This window comes from Gemella sp. 20925_1_85 (assembly GCF_041433735.1).
Classification (GTDB): Bacteria; Bacillota; Bacilli; order Staphylococcales; family Gemellaceae; genus Gemella.
The window spans coordinates 104,520-124,486 of the sequence record NZ_JAPWCC010000002.1; the positions used below are offsets into that span (position 1 = coordinate 104,520).

Sequence of the window (19,967 nt, forward strand, 5' to 3'; positions counted from 1 at the left end):
AAAGAAAGGAGAAAACATGAACTTAGAATTATTAATCGGTCCAAGTGGTGTAGGGAAAACGAACTACATATTAAATGATATCGAGTTAAATAGAGATAACCATAAAATAATCGTATTAACTCCAGAACAGAACAGTTTTAATTTTGAAAAAATCTTGTGCGATAAGTTTGGTGGTACTTTTAATATCGATGTTATGAACTTCTCAAGTCTAACTAGAAGATTATCGAAACAATTGGGAATGGATAATCTTAGTAGGCTAGGAGATAATATTAAACCATTTTATTTCTATAAAGCTGCAAAAAATTTAGAAAGTAATGAGAACTTTTTAGTTAAAAGAATTATACAAGATGTTAATTTCATAGAAGTTGTTGAAGAAATTATAAATGAATTAAAAGAGTATAACGTAAGTATTAATGTATTAGAAGAGTATTTAGAGAAAAACACTAATCTAGATAGTAGTCATAGAGAAAAATTGGAAGCTATTTTAGAAATATATGTTGAATATTCGAGGTTATTAAAAGAACAGGGTTCTTTTGATAAAGTAGATTATATAAATGAATTGCTTTTGTACATGGAATACAATGATTTAAGTGATTATATTTTTTATGTGGATGCTTACTATAACTTTACAGCACAGGAGTATTATTACATCGAGAAACTTGCCCAAAAGTCTAAAAAGTTAATAATAAGTGTCATAAGTGATGCAAATAGATATTTTAATTTTGATTTATCACAACTACTTCAAGGTTATGAACTAGAAAAGATGAAATATAATGACTTTTATCTATCTGATTTGTATAGTAAAGAAAAATATAAGCTTGATATTTTTAGAAAATCTCATGAGATTGTTGCTAGTATGAATGAAATAGTGAAAAATAATAATGATGTGAATTTTTCTGTAGTAGCCTTTGTAAAAAAAGAAGAAATAAATACGTTGAAATTTAAAATAAAAGATAATAAAGTAGAGGAATATGAAGAATTAGAAACTCATAAAGGTCGATTTAATGGGGTTTCTAATGATATTCTTGCTTATAAATACTATAAAAACTTCACAGCACAGTATGAGATTGATGATAGTATTGAAAATATGTGTGCAAAAAATAAGGAGTTAGAAGTTAAACAAATCGCTCGTGAGATTGTAAAACTTAAACATAATAATATCAATCAAAATGAGATAGCAATTCTTTATCGTGATAATACATACGAAAATTATTTGAATATTTTTAAAGATTACAATTTAGACGTTCATTTAGATAAAAATATTGAAACTAGTAATCACCGTTTAGTTAAGTTTATACAAGAGACGTTATATTTTGATGAAGGTAGTTTTAAAACTAGATTATTAAATCTGTTAAAAACTAGATTAACGAATTTTGAGAATATTTATCGCCAAAAGGTTATTGCATATGTTTTACTAGGAGATTCAAATATTGATGAAAAACAACTAGAAAAATATATTGTAGAATTAGATGAAAACATTATAAAAGATAAGTTTTTAGCAAGTAATCTAGTAAATAATATAAGTGGAAGATATAAATACAGAGATTTATTAGAAAAAGTTAGAGTAATTTCGATAGACGACCTTGAAAATATATTGAATGAAAAATTGGTAAATACGCATAGTGATATACTGAAAGATTACTTTATTGAAAAGACAGGGAAGTATAACTCTGAACAGCTTGAAATTTGTAGACAAGTTTTATTAGAACTTATTAATAAGGTTTCAGAAGTCTCAGCTAAGAACAATCTTCAAGCTAAAAGATACATAAAAAAATTAGTAGATGTTTTTGATCATTGTAAGATTAAAATGTATCTTGATAAAGAAGATGGTGAGTATGATAATATAGAAGAGTTAAAAATTGATAGTATAGATAGACAAGTTTATAAAAAAATTCTTGAATATATTAATGATATAAATGAGAATTTTGGCAGTGAAAAGTTTGAATATAAAAAATTCATAACTCTATTTAATACTGGATTAACATCTATTAAGTATCGTTCAATACCAGAAATAAATAATTCTATTATTATGTCTACTATGGATTTAGCAAAAGTTGAAAATAAAAAAGTTGTCTTTGTTATGGGATTCAATAAAGATGTATTGCCAGTATCTAAAAGTTCAGGATTAATAGACGATAAAGATAAAGAAAGATTAATAAATGATGATATCTTTTTATCGCCGACAAAAGAAGCGGCACTTATTGATGAAGAGTTTGTAGCCTACATTGCTATGACAAGAGCTCAAGAGAAAACATATATAAGTTATAGTTTAATTGATAAAAGTTTTAAAGAGAATTTTGCATCTCCATACTTAAATACTGTGAGATCTTTATTCCCAGAATTAGAAGAAAAGCAAACTTCAAAAATCTTAGAGTTTTCTATTGCTGACTATAATTACTATTTAGAAAATATTTCAGAAATAGTTTCAACTAAGGAATTTAATTATCTATTTGCAAAAATTTATCGTAGATTTATGGAAGTGAAAGATAGTAAGACAAAAGAAGTTGAGGTTTTAGTAGAACTTATGATTAAGTTTTTAGAGCAGTATCACCTTACTTCAGAACATGAAAGTTATGAGAATTACGAAGTTCTTGATGAATTAAATGACCGAGTATTTTTCACTAATGATACTAGTATTAAAAATTATTTATCTAAAATAATCAGAGATTATAAGTTTCAACTTAGTTCAGAATATATAGATGAATTTTTAGAAATTAAGAAAGAAAGTTTTTCTAAGTTTAGTATCTCTAAAATTTCTGATTTCGAAAGGAATCCATATCAATTCTTTGTTAAACGAGTACTTGGAATAGCAGAGGAAAGAGATATTGATATCGATAATCTTGTTACTGGAAAATTCTTCCATGCAGTAATGTCAGAAAAAAGAATAACTAATTTTATAGCTGAATGTGGAAGTAAATTTGATATAAATACGACGAAAGATGAAGATATCACAAGAAGGTTTAGTATTAAAAAGATATTGAATGATGTTATTTATTCTAGTGATAATAAAGATATATTAGAAACATTGCAGTTAATAGAATTGTTAAATACTCATAAATATATTTTAAATAATATGATTATGAGACTTGAAGTAGCTATAGCAATAGAAATAAAATATTTCGCTCTAACAGAATTTATGCCAACATTCTTAGAAAGATCATTCACTCTGGAAATAGTAGACAATGTTATTACATGTGAAAATGTCAAAACTGGGGAAGTTAATAAAAAAGAACTGAAACAAAAATATAATATACCACCTATTAAATTCACAGGGGTAATTGACAGAGTAGATGTTAATGGAAAGAATATTTCAATAATTGATTATAAGAGTAGTCAAAGTGATTTTTCTTTAGATAGTTTAGAATTAGGGTTTATTTCTCAGATTTTAACTTATGCATTGGCATGTGAACTGATGTTTGACAAAAATTCAGAGGATATATTAGGGATATTTTATAGAGAAATAGCTAAATTAGGAAAAGATCTAAAGACCTATAGATTAAGAGGTTTAGCAAATAGTGATTTAATATTAGATGATGAATTTTATGAAAAAGCTCCTGAGATTATGTATGTTAGAACTACAAAAGCTAAAAAAATTCATGGAGCGGATAGTCATAAAGCATTTACAAGTCCTGAACTTGAAAAATTAGTTAATAAAAATCTTGAAAATATAATGATACTTATAGAAAAAATCTTTGCATTTGATTTCGATTTATCTAATTATGAGGTTGGAAATCAATATTCTGCTGAGAAGGGAACTTTATTTAACTTTGCAAGTAATAGTGATACACGACTTAGTTATAAAGAGAAGGTAGAGCTCAAACCAAAAGATTTAAAAGAAAAGTTACTTAATGACCTAAAATAAATCGAGTTTAGAAAAAAATTATGAAAATTGATTTGTTGTTTTGAAAATAATAAGCAATAAATCAATTTTTTTTATAATTTTTACTAATTTTTAATCACATTTGTTAAGTTTTATATTATAATAGTATAAGGAGTATGATGTCGATTTTTTGGTCTATCGTGATGGAAAATAAAAAGTCGATAAAGAATAGATATAGAGGCAAGGATAAAATAAATATGAAATTAACTTTTTTTGAAAAACTAGAACAATATAGAAACAGTTCTAAAGAAGTATATATTAATAATATATATCAGAATGAAAATTTAACATATAAAAATTTAATAGAGTATTCAGATAGACTTGCGTCTTATCTTGAAGAAAAACTGGGTGAAGACAAAAGCCCTATAGTAGTGTACGGACATAAACATCCATTTATGTTAGTGTACTTTTTAGCGTGTGTAAAATCAGGAAGAGCATTTTGTCCAGTAGATATAAATACACCGAAAGAACGAGTAGAAGAAATAGTAGAAACAACAGATTCAAAAGTAGTACTGGTCACAGAAGAAATAGAACTATCTAGAGAAATGCTAGATGTTAAGTCAGCTAAAGAAATAATCTCAAGTACTCAAAACGCTATTTCAAAAGAAAACTATGTAAAAGATGAAGATATATTCTATATAATTTTCACATCAGGAAGTACAGGAAAACCAAAAGGAGTATGTATTACATACAATAATTTAAATAACTTCTTACACTGGTACACGGGATACTATGATGAAAAAGAAGAATTAGTGTTCTTAGGACATCCACCGTTCTCATTTGATTTATCGGTAATGTCATTATGGCCAAGTATTTATCTAGGAGCCTCTTTAGTACAAATAGATAAAAAACATCAAGAGAACTTCAAAGTAATGTTTGAAGAACTGAATAAATCAAATGCAACAATATGGATCTCAACACCATCATTTATAGAAATGTGTTTCATAGATAAAAACTTCAATCAAAGTCTTATGCCGAAGGTGAAACAATTCGTCTTTTGTGGAGAAAAACTATTCAGCACAACAGTAGAAAAAATTCATAAAAACTTTGAAGATGCACAAGTAATAAATACATATGGGCCAACAGAATCAACAGTAATGGTCACATGGGTAGAAATAACAAAAGAAGTAAATGAAAAATACTATGAGAATCTACCAGTAGGAGAAATAAAATGGGGTACAAAAGTACACCTAGCAAATCCAGATGAAGAGAACAAAGGTGAAATAGTAATCACAGGAAACACAGTCGCAAAAGGATACTTTAAAAACGACGCTATAACAAATGAAAAATTTGGTATAGGAGAGGTAGACGGAAAAGAAGAAAGAAGTTACCTAACAGGAGACTTAGGGTACTTCAAAGACGGAATGCTATTTTGTGAAGGGCGCATAGACTTCCAAGTAAAACTACATGGGCACAGAATAGAACTTGAAGACATAGATAACAATCTACTTAAAAATAAAAAAATACGTCAAGCAGCGACAGTACCAAGCTATGAAGACGGAAAAGTAAAAGCATTGACATCATTTGTAGTATATAACGAAGAAATAGAAAAACGCTTCGAAGTAACAAAACAAATAAAACAAGAACTAAAAAAATTAGTGCCAGAATATATGATACCGAAAAAAATAGTATTCTTAGAAGAAATGCCACTAAACAACAACGGTAAAATAGATAAGAAAAAGTTAAAGGAGTTAGTATAGAATGAACCACTTTGACGGAAATGAATTTTTCTTATGCTTAGCTATAGCACTAATCATAGGATTTATAATAAACTACCTAGGTAAAAAAATAGAATATTATATCTTAGCACTATCAGTAATATTCGCCATAGCGATATACGGTAAGAGTATCACAATGTTATCTTACCTAGTAGGATTTATTCTATTTGAATACATATTAGTACTAATAGCACAAAAAACAGAAAGTAAAAAATACTTGAAAATACTGGTAATACTTTCAATATTACCACTAGTAATAAACAAAGTATTCGCAAATACACACTTACACCTATTAGCCTTTATAGGAATATCATATATGTCATTTAAGACAATACAAATTATGATAGAAATATCAGATGGCTTAATAAAAGAAAAAATCAGTGCTGTAGAATATGTACAATTCCTACTATTCTTCCCAACAGTTAGCGCAGGACCGATAGACAGAAGTAGAAGGTTTATGAGCGAAATAAAAGAAAGAATGCCGAAGACAGAGTACTTAGAATTAGCTGGAGAAGGAGTCTACAGACTAATATTAGGATTACTATATAAAATAGTATTTTCAACACTAAGTTACCACTACTTAGTAGGTTTAACAAACCATGGGACATTTGTCTATTCATTAAAATACATGTACCTATATACATTGTACTTATTTTTTGACTTTGCAGGATACAGTTTAATGGCAGTAGGTAGTAGTAACATCTTAGGAATAAGAACACCGATGAACTTCAATAAACCATTCCTAAGTATAGACATAAAAGACTTTTGGAATAGATGGCACATAACACTATCAACGTGGCTTAGAGACTTCGTATTCTCAAGAGTCTTTATGGAAGCAACAAAGAAGAAAAGATTCAAGAAAAGACTTAATACAGCAATGTATGCCTATATGGTAAACATGGTTCTTATGGGATTTTGGCACGGCTTAACAATAAGCTATATAGTATATGGATTCTACCATGGAATACTTATGGCAGGATTTGAATATTATCAAAAGAAAAGTAAATTTTACAAAAAGAATAAAAATGAAACATGGTATAAAGTACTTAGTTGGTTCATAACGATCAACTTAGTAATAATAGGTTTATATATCTTCTCAGGAGAACCATATAAACTAATAAGCCATGTACTAAAAAAATAATATAGAGTTAGGAGAACAAGGATGATAAAAGAACAAGTATTAGAAATGTTAGAAGAAATCTGTGAAGACGAAGTAGTAAGAGAAGATTTAGATATAAACATGAAAGAAGAAGGGTTAATGGACTCATTAGCTTTTGTAGAAATGTTAGTAAAAATCGAAGAAATCTTCGGATTAAGCATAGCTCCAACAGAAGTAACATATGAAGAAATCGATACCCCAAACAAGGTAATTTCATATATAGAAAATAGGAAATAATAACATGATAAGATTAAAAGCATTTTTAATATCAATAGTATTGGTATTAATTACACTTATAATTTTAGATGTGACCCTCTTAAAGAAGGTACAAACCTACTATAAGTCGAACGACAATAGTGTTAGATATAGTACTGCTTTTGAAAAGTATAAAAGTAAAGATATAATAGTTGAAAATATGACGCCTAGGACACTTTTACTTTTGGGGTCTTCAGAGTTAACAACGACTATTAATGAAAATTATCACCCTAAGAAAATATTCAATTACGAAGATTTTAATATAATGCAAGTAGGAGTTGGGAACTCTCAAAATATTATTCATGCGGCTACTATTGGATCAATAGGGAATGATGTGAAAAATAATGAGATAGTAATGATTCAATCTATTCAGTGGTTTGATAACAAAAACGGTATTTTAAAGGATGCATTTCTATCTAGGATTTCTAGTGAGCATGTCTATAATACTATGAAAAATGATAATATTAGTAGAGATACCAAAGAGAAATTTATTAATAGGGTTATAGAACTTTCATCTACAAATAAAGAATTGAATAAAAAGTATAAAAGCTATAAACGATATTTTTTAGAAGGTAAGGGTAATAAATTTACAGGAGAGTTTATAAAACTTGATAATTACTTTTATGTTTTAAAAAATAAATTGAACTTTTATAAAAATAAAGGTAAAGAATTTTATCCAGTTAGTGGAGAAAAGACACCTGATTATAATTGGGAAGAATTAGATAAAAAAGTAGCTGAGGAAGCCAAAGAAAGAACTAATAACAATGATTATCAAATTGATAATACATATTATGACAAATATATAAGAGTTAAATATAATCAATTAAAAGATAGTTCAAAAAATACAAAGTATGATGATTCTAAAGAATACGAAGACTTAGATATACTATTATCTATTGTTAAGGACTTGAAGTTGAATATCAAGTTTGCAATTCTTCCTGCTCACGGGAAATGGAGTGACTATACTGGAATAGGTAGTGAAAAGAGACAAGTTGCCTACAATAAATTAAAAGAAATTGCTAAAAATAATAATATAGAGGTAATGGATTATTCAAGTAAAGAATATGAAGACTATTATATGTATGATGCGATGCATCTAGGTTGGAGAGGATGGATTGATTTTGAAAGAGATCTTTACAAACTTAAAAAGTAAATTAAGCTATAAACAAAGACTAACATTATGGGTATTATTCTTTTATACAGTAATAATGGGAATAATAATATATTGTTTTTTAACGGATTTTTCAAATGTCCAAGAGTATGTATATAGTGAGTTTTAATAGAGGGGAACGGATTACCGTATGGTAATTCGTTTTTTTATATATATTATATAATTATGAATATTGCACTAGTATATAAATAATCAATAATAATTAATTTTCAGAAAAATCATGAAAAATTACACTCAATTAATTGATTTTATAAGAGAAATAAGGTAGAATTATAGCTATAATAATAATTTAAAAGGAAAATATTAATGAATAGAGATGCGTATTTTTATTTAGAAATGAAAGAGCATGAGTTAAAAGTGCCGTACACGGGAAAAAATCGTCGTATTAGAGTTCTTTTACCAAAAGGCTATGCTCAAGATGAACATAAACACTATCCTGTAGTGTATATGAATGATGGACAAAATGTTTTTTATAGTGGTGAGTCATTTAGTGGACATTCGTGGAAGGTTATACCAGCAATTAAGAGAAATCCTGATATGCCAAAAATGATAATAGTTGGGATTGATAATGATAATGAGGGAAGAATGAATGAATATGCACCTTGGAAGTTTTCAAGTTTACCAATATTAAATTTTGGTTTGACTTTAGGTGGATTGGGGTCAGAATATGCTGACTTCTTTGTAAATGTAGTTAAACCATTCATAGATAGTACATATCGTACTAAACCACAACGAGAATATACAGCGATGATTGGTAGTTCTTTAGGTGCTAATATATCACAATATATTGGTTTAGAACATAAAGATGTTGTAGGGTGTCTTGGAGTATTTTCATCTGCAAATTGGTTAAATAAACCAGAATTTGATAGATTTATTTCGAAACATAAAGTCTCAGATCAAAGAGTGTATATTGAAGTTGGAACAAATGAAGGTGATGATACGGATAAGCAATTAGCAAACGGTAACTTAAAACAATTATATATTGATGCAAGTTTAGATTATTATCGTCAGCTAATTGATGCTGGTTTATCTACAAGTGAGTTGAAATTAAATGTTGTAGCTAATGGAGAACACAGTGAGGAGTGTTGGGCTAAATATTTACCAGAATGTTTGAGATTTATAAGTGAGAACTGGTAATAGAATTTTTTAGAAAATGGAGGTTTTAGTATTGAATATAGAGAATTTAAGTCATTATAGTGGAAATTTAGGAAGAGAAATGGTTCTTAATAGGTATGGCCATGCAGGATTACCGATTGTTGTGTTTCCTTCATCAGGTGGTACACACAATGAGTATTATGATTTTGGTATGATTCATGCTTGTGAAAGTTTTATAAATGAAGGAAAAGTACAATTTTTTACATTATCGAGTGTCGATAGTGAATCATGGTTATGCGACTGGAAAAATGGTCATGACAGAGCATTGGCTCATACACAGTATGAAAAATATGTCATTGAAGAAGCCATTCCGTTTATTAAACATAAAACAGGTTGGTTTGGACAAATGATGGCTACTGGATGTAGCATGGGAGGATATCACTCATTTAATATTTTCCTACAACATCCAGATGTATTTGGAAAAGTAATCTCACTTAGTGGAGTATATGATGCTAGATTTTTCGTAGGTGAATATGGAAATGATGAGTTAATATATAGAAATTCACCTAGTGATAATATTTGGAATCAAAATGATGGATGGTTTATTGATCACTATAGAAACGCTGATATTATTGTATGTACAGGGTTAGGTCCATGGGAACAAGATGGATTACCATCATTTTATAGTTTGAAAAGAGCATTTGAAGAAAAGAATATTCCAGCATGGTTTGATGTATGGGGTGAAGATGTTGCCCATGACTGGCCTTGGTGGAGAATTCAAATGCCATACTTTTTAGATAAGTTAAATTTATAATAAAGTTAAGAGGAGACAAAGATTTATGAATTACATAGTTATATCACCATATTACCCACACAATTTTCAAAAATTTTCTATTGAGTTAAAAAATCAAGGGATTAATGTACTTGGAATTGGAGAAGAACCATATGAACAACTTGATCAAAGACTTAAAGAAGCTTTAACTGAGTATTTTAGAGTTAATAGTCTTGATGATGTTGATGAAGTGAAACGTGCTGTTGCATTCTTATATCACAAACATGGGCACATTGATAGAATAGAATCACAAAATGAGCACTGGATGGAACTAGATGCTGCACTTCGTACACAATTTAATGTGTTTGGTTTAAAAGAGCATGACCTTAAAAAAACAAAGCATAAATCAGAGATGAAAAAATACTTTGAAAAAGCAGGGGTACCTGTAGTGCCAGGTTTCTTAGTGAAAAAAGAAGGTGACATCGAAAAAGGTGTGAAGAAATTAAAACTTCCACTAATTGCTAAACCTGATAATGGAGTAGGAGCATCAGCAACTTATAAGCTTAAAGATAAGAAGGATGTCGAAAATTTCAAAAAAGAATGGGATGGAACTACACATTATTTCTTAGAGCCTTTTGTAGATAACTCTGATATCGTAACTTTTGATGGATTAGTAGATGCTAAGGGAAATATTGTTTTCTATACTAGTATCGTTTATTACCATACTCCATTAGATTTATTAAATAATAATACTCTTGATTGGGTTTATTATATCGATAAGAATTTAGATCCAAAATTAGTAGAATATGGTAAAAATGCTGTAAAAGCATTTGGTATGAAAGAGAGATTTTTCCATATTGAATTTTTCAAAACTAAAGATGATTATATCGCAATTGAGTATAATAACCGTCCAGCAGGAGCATTTGCAGTAGACGTGTATAACTTTGCGCATTCAACAGATTATTTTAGAGTATATGCTGAAGTTGTTAATGGAACATTCAATGGGCTAAATGTTGATGAAAAATATGGATTAGCTTCAACGCGTCGTGATTATAAAGATTATGTACATTCAGATGAAGATATCAGAAATAAATATCAAGATAAATTAAAAGCTGTATTAAGAATGCCTGAAGCTTTCGCTGAATTACAAGGAAATACAATGTATGTTCTTGTTGCTGACACTCTTGAAGAGATGAAAGAGATGGAAAGATTTGTAGGGAAATTAAAATAATTTTATAAAAGAAATATAATACTAATGTTTTACAGTTAGTGTTATATTTCTTTTATTTTTATCTCAGGATAAATAATGTGTAATAACCTATTAAATATACCTTGATAGCGTGTAACATTTCTTGAATTACAGTAGGAAGTGTGTTAAGATTTAATTGAAAATAATAAAAAGGAGAATGGCATGAAAATATCTAAGGAACATTTAGAACTATTAGCAGAAAACTTTCAAAGCATTGATGAAACAACTAAGGAAATAATTAATTTAGAGGCTATATTAACACTTCCTAAAGGAACAGAGCATTTTTTAAGTGATATTCATGGAGAATATGAAGCCTTTGATCACATTTTAAGAAATGGTTCGGGTATTATTAAAGAAAAACTTAAAGAAGTATTTGGTAACAGATTACCTAGAAAAGATTTAAATCTTTTAGCTACTATTATTTATTATCCAGAAGAAAAATTAAACCTTATAAGAAAAGAATATGATGTATGTGATTATAAAGAGTTTCAAAAAATTACGCTTCTTCGATTATTAGAAGTAACACAAGTAGCAGCTAGGAAGTATACTAGATCGAAAGTAAGAAAAATTTTGCCAAAAGATTTCAAGTATATTATTGATGAGTTACTTTATAAAATGCAAAGTAGTGATAAGAATGATTACTATGATAAAATACTTGAGAATATTATTGAATTAGGTGCTGGAGAAAAGTTTATTATAGAATTATCATTAAGTATCCACAAGTTAACAATCGACCACTTACATATAGTTGGAGATATCTATGATAGAGGACCTTTTCCTGATAAAATAATGGATAGATTATTAGACTACCATTCTGTTGATATTCAATGGGGAAATCACGATATGCTATGGATAGGAGCTTATCTTGGAGACAGAATATCATTAGCAAATGTAATCAGAATATGTGCAAGATATGATAATTTAGACATTATAGAAGATAGATATGGAATTCCTATTAGGAATTTATTAAACTTTAGTGAAAAGTACTACAAGGATGATCACTGTAAAGAGTTTTTACCAAAAATATCTAAGGATGATGAGTTGAAATATAGTGAGCATGAAATTATGCAAATAGCCAGAATGCATAAAGCTATGGCAATAATTCAATTCAAATTAGAAAAACAAATTATTGATAAACATCCTGAGTTTGATTTGGAATCACGTGCGTTACTAGACAAAATTGACTTTGAAAAAGAAACTGTAAAAATCTATGGTAAAGAATATCCATTAACGTCATGTAACTTCCCAACAGTTGATAAAGAAAATCCATATTTATTAACAGATGAAGAAGAAAAGATTATTAATAGACTAAAAGAATCATTTATAGCAAGTGAAAAATTAAAAAAACATGTTGAATTATTTATCAATAAAGGTGCTATGTATTGTTGCTATAATGGGAATCTACTTCTTCACGGTTGCATGCCAGTAGATGAGAATGGAAACTTCCAGGAATTTTCTTATGGAGGAAAGAAATACTCAGGTAAGAATCTACTAGACTTTTTTGATAAAAAAATTCGCAGCATATTTTATTGTGGTTTTAGAGAAGATAATGGGCTGTTCTTTTACTTATGGCAAGGTCGCTACTCTCCATTATTTGGTAAATGTGATATGACGACGTTCGAAAGATATTTTATAGAGGATAAATCTACTCATGAAGAAGTAAAAAATGCGTATTATAAACTTAGAGATGATGAAGAGTTTTGCATTAAGTTATTAAATGAGTTTGGGTTAACTAGTGAAGGTCACATTATAAATGGGCATACTCCTGTTAAGGAAACAAAAGGAGAAAATCCGATTAAAGCCAATGGTAGAACGATTGTTATTGATGGTGGAATGTCTAGGGCCTATCATAAAACAACAGGTCATGGTGGTTATACATTAACTTACAATTCTTATGGGTTACAGATAATGAGTCATGATATCTTCCAAAGTAAAGAAGAGTCAATCAAAAATGAGACGGATATTATTTCAACTAAAAGAGTTGTAGATAAATTATGTCGAAAAAAAGTAGCTGATACAGATAGCGGTGCAAGAATAAAAAAACAAATTGAATTATTAAAAATTTTATTAGAAGAATATCGTCAAGGGGCAATTTGTGAAAGATATTAGTTAATATAAATTGATATTCTGAGTTTCTTTGTATTAAAGGGGGGAGAGATGATGAAGATTTTATTAAGCATACTAGAAATTTTAATGATACTAGGAATAATAAAAAATTATAAACTATTGAAAAAACGAAAAGAAAATAAAAATGATTAATTAGTCATTTGTTTATCAAACTGTTAGATATAAAAAGATACTTGTTAGTATTTTTTAAAAAAGAAGGAGGTTTCAAGCTCCTTCTTTTTTGATATACAAAGTATTGATGTAATGAATATTATTCTTATAAAAGTAGAATATAGTGCAATATATTCAATATTTAATTAAATTTTTAGAAAAATTAAAATTTTTATTGACAACAGTTAAAAAGTATATTATACTAATAAACAGTTAATTGAATATGTACCTCACAAAGTAAGTGAGGTAGAGGTTGCGATTTTTATCAGTAGGGTAATTGAGAGTATAGGGCTTGTTGAAATTACTTGAAAGGAAACATCGCCGAAATGATATTAATCCTATGTTAATATTGTTGGGCCTATATTGAACTAAGTATAGGACTGTCATAGTCGTGAGGCTATGTTGCGCTACTAATATCTTGTTTTGGAGAGATAATGTGAAGTATAACTCCGTGCAAATATGGTAGGAGGTTATGCTTTTTTATTTTATCAAGGAGGTTTTTATTATGACAAACAACAGCAATAACAATAATGCAACAGAAGTAAAAAGAAATTTACGATCACGTCATATTAGTATGATTGCTATCGGAGGATGTATCGGTAGTGGATTATTCATGACAAGTGGTCAAGCAATTCAAAGTGCGGGACCTGGGGGAGCTATCGTAGCTTACCTATGTATCGGTCTTATGGTATATTTCTTAATGACATCATTAGGGGAAATGGCAACATATCTTCCTACATCGGGGTCATTTAGTACATATGCTACACGTTATGTGGATCCTTCATTAGGATTTGCTTTAGGATGGAACTATTGGTTTAACTGGGTAATTACAGTAGCGGCAGACGTAGAATTATCTGCTTTAGCAATCAGTTATTGGGAGCCTATGCGAGTACTTCCTCACTGGGCTTGGAGTTTATTATTCCTAGTTATTATTATCGCTTTAAACTCACTTAGTGTTAAAGTATATGGCGAAAGTGAATATTGGTTTGCACTTATTAAAGTAGTAGTAGTAATCATTTTCTTAGTAGTTGGATGCTTAACAATCTTCGGTATTTTAGGTGGTGAATACATTGGATTCAAAAATCTAACAATCGGTGATGCGCCATTCGTTGGAGAAGATTCTTCATTATCAGGACAAATCCTTGCTACTCTTGGAGTATTCCTAATCGCAGGATACTCATTCCAAGGTACTGAGTTAATTGGTATTACTGCTGGTGAAAGTGAAAACCCAGAGAAAAGTATTCCAAAAGCTGTAAAACAAGTATTCTGGAGAATTTTAATCTTCTACGTACTAGCTATCTTAGTAATCGGATTATTAATTCCTTATACTTCACCAGATTTATTAGGTGCTGCAAGTGCTGAAGAAATTGCTAAATCACCATTTACAATTGTCTTCAAAAATGCAGGTTTTGCATTAGCTGCAAGTGTAATGAATGCAGTAATCTTAACATCAATCCTATCAGCTGGTAACTCAGGTATGTACGCATCAACAAGAATGCTTTATGCGATGAGTAAAGAAAAACTTGCGTATCCAATCTTTGGTCGTGTTACTAAATACGGTACTCCTGTTATCTCATTAGTTGCAACAGCTGCAGTAGTATTCTTAATCTTCTTAATCCAACTTACAAGTGCTAACGCTTATACTTATATCGTAGCAGCAAGTGGATTAACAGGATTTATAGCTTGGTTAGGTATTGCGTTAAGTCACTATAGATTTAGAAGAGCATTTATCGCTCAAGGTAAAGATTTAAATGATCTTAAATATAGAGCAAAATGGTTCCCTGTAGGACCAATTATCGCTTTAGTATTATGTATCATCGTTATTATCGGTCAAGATACTGAACTTATTACTAAAGGTGTAGTTAACTGGAGTGGAATGTTAACTACTTACATGGGAGTTCCAATCTTCTTATTCTTCTATCTATACCACAAAATTAGATATAAAACAAAAATGATACCTTTAGATAAAGTTGATTTATCTCAAGATGTAGATACTAAATAATTAAATTTAATCCTAGTTCAAATTTGAACTAGGATTTTTTTATATCTAGAAATTGTTTTTTATATTTGCTTAAAGTATATGATGTTAAAACAGTTGAAAAATATAATAATTTTGATAAAATACGGGAAATTTTCTTGTTTTTGTGGTATTATAAAGGGTAGATTAAATTACGAAAGAGGAGGAATTTCTGTGAATCTTGAATATCCATATAGTTATGAAAATGTAGAAGATATGGCGAGTAAATATTTATCAGATGAGCAAATTGAAATTATAAGAAAAGCTTATGAATTTGCAAAAGATGCTCATGAAGGACAATTTAGAAAATCAGGGGAACCATATATATTACACCCAGTTCAAGTTGCAGGAATTTTAACTGAGCTTAAATTAGATTATGCAACAATTTGTGCTGGTTTCTTGCATGATGTTGTTGAAGATACTAAGTATACTTTTGATGATATAAAAGAAACTTTCGGGGAAGATATAGCGGTAATAGTTGATGGAGTTACAAAATTAGATAAAGTAAAATTCCGTTCTAAAAAGCAATCTCAAGCAGAGAACCATAGGAAACTTTTTGTATCAATAGCGAAAGATTTAAGAGTTATTTTTGTTAAACTTGCGGATAGACTTCATAATATGAGAACTATGAAGTATATGCGTGAGGAAAAACAACGTGAAATTTCTAGTGAAACACTTGAAATTTATGCACCTTTAGCTCATAGATTAGGGATAAGTTCTGTTAAATGGGAACTGGAAGATACATCGCTTAGATACTTACATCCATCTCAATATTTCTCAATAGTTGGGATGATGAAACAAAAAAGAAGTGCAAGGGAAGAAAGTATAAAAGATGCTTGTTCAAGTATTACATCAATTCTTGCAGATAATAAGATAAAAGCACAGGTAACTGGGAGACCAAAACACATCTATAGTATCTACAAAAAAATGGTTAAACAAAATAAAAGTTTTGATCAGATTTATGATTTATTAGCTGTTCGTGTCTTGGTAGATAGCGTAGCAGATTGTTATGCTACTTTAGGTCTTGTAAATAATCTTTGGGTACCTATTCCAGGAAGAATTAAAGACTATATTGCGATGCCAAAACCTAATATGTATCAATCGCTTCATACTACGGTAATTGCACCTGATGGACAAACTTTAGAAGTTCAAATTAGAACTTATGAAATGCATGAAATTGCAGAGAAAGGGATTGCTGCGCACTGGGCATATAAAGAAGGTAAGAAGGTTAATAAAAACAATAACTTCTATGAAAAATTAAACTGGTTCCAAAAAATCGCAGAAAATGATGAGACAGAAGCAACTGCTGAAAGCTTTATGGAATCATTAAAAGTAGATTTATTGAGTGATAAAATTTATGTCTTTACACCTAATAGTGATATTATTGAATTACCTAAAGGTTCATGTATTGTTGACTTTGCCTATGCGATTCACTCAGAAGTTGGTAATAAGATGGTAGGAGCTACTGTAAATGATAAAATCGAGCCATTTGATTATGTATTATCAACTGGTGAAATTTGTGATATTCGTACTAGTAAAAATTCTACTGGACCTAATCGCTCATGGTTAGAAATAGCTACTTCATCTCAGACTAAGTCGAAAATTAAAGCATTCTTCAAAAAAGCAGCTCGTGAAGAAAACTTAGTAAAAGGTGAAATCTTATTAAAAGATGAGATTAAAGCTAATAACTTTGATATAGATGAGGTACTAACTGAAGAAAATATCGCTACAGCTCTTAATAAATATAAATTTGCTAATCTTGAAGAAATGTATGTTGCCATAGGATATGGTGGAATTACAGCGAATAAAGTCTTTGCAAGATTAACAGAAAAAATTAGAAAAGAAAAGATGACTCAAGCGAAAATTGAGAAACTTTTCAATGCAGAAGAAAATAAAAAAATAGTAACTGAAACTGGTGTCTATGTTAAAGGTGTAGATAATATTCTTGTAAGATTATCTAAATGTTGTCAACCAATTCCAGGAGATAACATAGTAGGCTTTATTACAAAAGGTCGAGGAGTTACAGTTCATAGACATAATTGCCCAAATTTAAGTGAAGAGGATCATGCAAGATTATTGGATGTTGAATGGGTAGAAAGCTTAAATGCACGTCGTTACAGTGTAACACTACAAATTCACGCTTTTGATAGAGAACTGTTATTGCAAAACGTTCTATTAACATTAAGTGAAAGTAGAGTTGAGATTAAAAAACTTAATTCTGAATCGAAAGCTGATAAAACATGTGTTATTACGATAGGGATATATGTGAAAAATGTTAGTGAATGCGATTATATGATTAAAAAATTACGACAAATTCAAGACGTATATAGCGTAGAAAGAATAGTTAAATAGGTGGATATATGAAAATTATATTACAAAAAGTTAAAAAAGCTAGTGTAAGTGTTGATAATAAAGTTGTTGGTAGTATTGATAAAGGATACTGTCTTTTAGTAGGAGTTCATAAAGAATCTACTGAGGAAGATGCAAAATATTTAGCAAAAAAGGTAGCACAAGCACGCTTATTTGAAGACGAAAATGATAAAATCAACCTGAGTCTAAAAGATGTTGGAGGAAGTATCTTATCAGTTTCACAATTTACTTTATATGCTGATACGAAAAAAGGTAATAGACCAAGTTTTACAAGTGCTGCTGGTGCAGAAAAAGCTAATGAATTATATGAGAAATTTAATGAATTTTTGAGAGAAGAAGGTGTAACAGTAGAGACTGGAATTTTTCAAACAATGATGGAAGTTAATATTGTTAACGATGGTCCTATTACTATTGTTTACGAAAAATTATCAGCAGGAAAATAATTATGAGAATAAAAAGAAGAAATAAGAATGGAATATTATTCGTAATATCTATATTGTTATTAGTATTTGTTGTAGGAGGCGTAGTAACATATATAGGTGAAAAAATGAATTTATCACCTAGTTCCGAAAATAATATTACTATTGCAAAAGAAATTGAAATTAGAACAGGACCAGATGATACTTATCCAACATTAAAAAAAGTGACTGCTGGAGATAATGTTGAAATGTTAAGTAAATCTGAAAATTGGTATGAAGTTAAAACAAAGGATAGTTTTGTGGGATGGATACCAGGTTGGAGTATTTTAGGAACTGGTCAGAAAAGTCCTGAAGATCAAAATAAGGAAAAATTAGCTTCTTATTCAGTCTTATTGAATCCTGTTAATTCACAAGAAGAGAAGGTTGATTATAAAGGAATATCTTCTAAATCTTATAATTTGAAACTAGCTAAACAGTTAAAAGAGATATTAGAAAAAGACGGAATAAAAGTAATATTAACTAGAGATAATGATGATTCATATCCTTCAAAAGAAGATATTCTAAAAATTGCTGCAGAAAACTCAGTGGAAATGTTAATTGATATTGATACTAATAATGATAGCAACAAAGAAGTTTTTGGTGTGAAAGTATACTATGGATCACAAGAATCATCTATTGTAGCAAGAAGTATTGAAAAAAATCTTTCTGAACATTATATTTCGAAGATATCATCATCTGAGAAACAGGCGAATTTCCCTCAATTAAGTGATAAATTACCTCAGGTGAAATTGATCTCGGCTAATATAGGGAATAAAATTGATGTTGATTTATTAAATAACGAAATAGCAAATAAACAATTTATCGAATCGTTAAGAGATGGTGTAGAGGGATACTTATATTATTTAATTAATATTGATAATTATAATGCGAAACGAAAAGAACAGTTACTTAACTTACCACAAAAAGGTCTTTCTGTTCCTATGTATTATATGAAACAAGATGCATATAAAAATATAGCTTATGGTCTTGATGGTAAGAAAACAATTGAGGATAATGGTGATGCTATTATCTCGTTAGCGATGATTGCTAAATATATAGGTAAAGATGAAGCAACTGTAGAAGAGCTAGCTTCTTGGGCAGGAAATAAGTACTATATCAGAAATCAAGGAACTCAACCTACGATTATTACAGCTTTTGCTGAAAAATATAATCTTAAAGTTGAACGAATCGAGACTGATAAATTAGTAGAAAACTTAGAAAATGCCTTAAGAGATAATAAACCTATACTTGTTAGACTAAAATCTGGAGTATTTGGTGACAGAGTAACATATAAAGTTATTCGTGGTTTTGAAGATGATAAATTCTATATAAATGATCCGAATGACGATGATGTTAAACTTACAAGTTACAATGGTTTTACAGAAAATGATATAAAAAATAACCTTGCTCAAGCTTGGGTGTTTAGTAAATAGAAAAAAAGATTAACCTAGAAAAATTTAGGTTAATCTTTTTTTAGAATTATTAAATTATCTATTGACTATAAATGTAAAATAAAATATAATAGTTAACGTGGTTAACTAATTAG

General features: G+C 29.1%; 13 protein-coding genes and 1 riboswitch. All 13 genes read left to right on the forward strand.

The window, feature by feature from the left end; all coding sequences use genetic code 11:
- Positions 1-16: 16 nt before the first annotated feature.
- The 13 genes from O3884_RS01290 to O3884_RS01350 all read left to right on the forward strand — a co-directional run bounded on the left by O3884_RS01290 (position 17) and on the right by O3884_RS01350 (position 19,854).
- Positions 17-3,862 carry a PD-(D/E)XK nuclease family protein gene (locus O3884_RS01290; RefSeq protein WP_371451216.1) on the forward strand — a complete coding sequence of 1,282 codons (3,846 nt, stop codon included), beginning with the start codon at positions 17-19 and terminating at the stop codon, positions 3,860-3,862.
- 215 nt (positions 3,863-4,077) lie between these two features.
- Positions 4,078-5,580: a D-alanine--poly(phosphoribitol) ligase subunit DltA gene (gene dltA / locus O3884_RS01295; protein ID WP_371451217.1), complete on the forward strand. Its 1,503-nt coding sequence runs from the start codon at positions 4,078-4,080 to the stop codon at positions 5,578-5,580.
- Between the two features lies 1 nt (position 5,581).
- Positions 5,582-6,739: a D-alanyl-lipoteichoic acid biosynthesis protein DltB gene (dltB, locus tag O3884_RS01300; protein ID WP_371451218.1), complete on the forward strand. Its 1,158-nt coding sequence runs from the start codon at positions 5,582-5,584 to the stop codon at positions 6,737-6,739.
- Between the two features lie 21 nt (positions 6,740-6,760).
- Positions 6,761-6,994, forward strand: a complete 234-nt coding sequence (dltC, locus tag O3884_RS01305) for a D-alanine--poly(phosphoribitol) ligase subunit DltC (protein ID WP_003145008.1) — start codon at positions 6,761-6,763, stop codon at positions 6,992-6,994.
- A 4-nt stretch (positions 6,995-6,998) separates the two neighbouring features.
- Positions 6,999-8,165 carry a D-alanyl-lipoteichoic acid biosynthesis protein DltD gene (gene dltD / locus O3884_RS01310; protein WP_371451219.1) on the forward strand — a complete coding sequence of 389 codons (1,167 nt, stop codon included), beginning with the start codon at positions 6,999-7,001 and terminating at the stop codon, positions 8,163-8,165.
- Positions 8,166-8,489: 324 nt separating this feature from the next.
- Positions 8,490-9,320 (forward strand): alpha/beta hydrolase, encoded by an 831-nt coding sequence (locus O3884_RS01315; protein ID WP_060913781.1) that lies wholly within the window; start codon positions 8,490-8,492, stop codon positions 9,318-9,320.
- A gap of 31 nt (positions 9,321-9,351) precedes the next feature.
- On the forward strand, positions 9,352-10,092 hold the full coding sequence (locus tag O3884_RS01320; RefSeq protein ID WP_060913782.1) for an esterase family protein: 741 nt from the start codon (positions 9,352-9,354) through the stop codon (positions 10,090-10,092).
- Positions 10,093-10,117: 25 nt separating this feature from the next.
- Positions 10,118-11,281 (forward strand): ATP-grasp domain-containing protein, encoded by a 1,164-nt coding sequence (locus O3884_RS01325; protein WP_371451220.1) that lies wholly within the window; start codon positions 10,118-10,120, stop codon positions 11,279-11,281.
- Between the two features lie 180 nt (positions 11,282-11,461).
- Positions 11,462-13,408 (forward strand): fructose-1,6-bisphosphatase, encoded by a 1,947-nt coding sequence (locus O3884_RS01330; RefSeq protein ID WP_371451221.1) that lies wholly within the window; start codon positions 11,462-11,464, stop codon positions 13,406-13,408.
- Between the two features lie 407 nt (positions 13,409-13,815).
- Positions 13,816-13,994, forward strand: a riboswitch (Lysine riboswitch).
- An 87-nt stretch (positions 13,995-14,081) separates the two neighbouring features.
- Positions 14,082-15,578: an amino acid permease gene (locus O3884_RS01335; RefSeq protein WP_371451222.1), complete on the forward strand. Its 1,497-nt coding sequence runs from the start codon at positions 14,082-14,084 to the stop codon at positions 15,576-15,578.
- 189 nt (positions 15,579-15,767) lie between these two features.
- Positions 15,768-17,945: a RelA/SpoT family protein gene (locus O3884_RS01340; RefSeq protein ID WP_371451223.1), complete on the forward strand. Its 2,178-nt coding sequence runs from the start codon at positions 15,768-15,770 to the stop codon at positions 17,943-17,945.
- A gap of 8 nt (positions 17,946-17,953) precedes the next feature.
- Positions 17,954-18,406, forward strand: coding sequence for a D-aminoacyl-tRNA deacylase (gene dtd / locus O3884_RS01345; RefSeq protein ID WP_371451224.1), 453 nt, complete (start codon positions 17,954-17,956; stop codon positions 18,404-18,406).
- A 2-nt stretch (positions 18,407-18,408) separates the two neighbouring features.
- Positions 18,409-19,854 carry an N-acetylmuramoyl-L-alanine amidase gene (locus O3884_RS01350; RefSeq protein WP_371451225.1) on the forward strand — a complete coding sequence of 482 codons (1,446 nt, stop codon included), beginning with the start codon at positions 18,409-18,411 and terminating at the stop codon, positions 19,852-19,854.
- Positions 19,855-19,967: the final 113 nt, after the last annotated feature.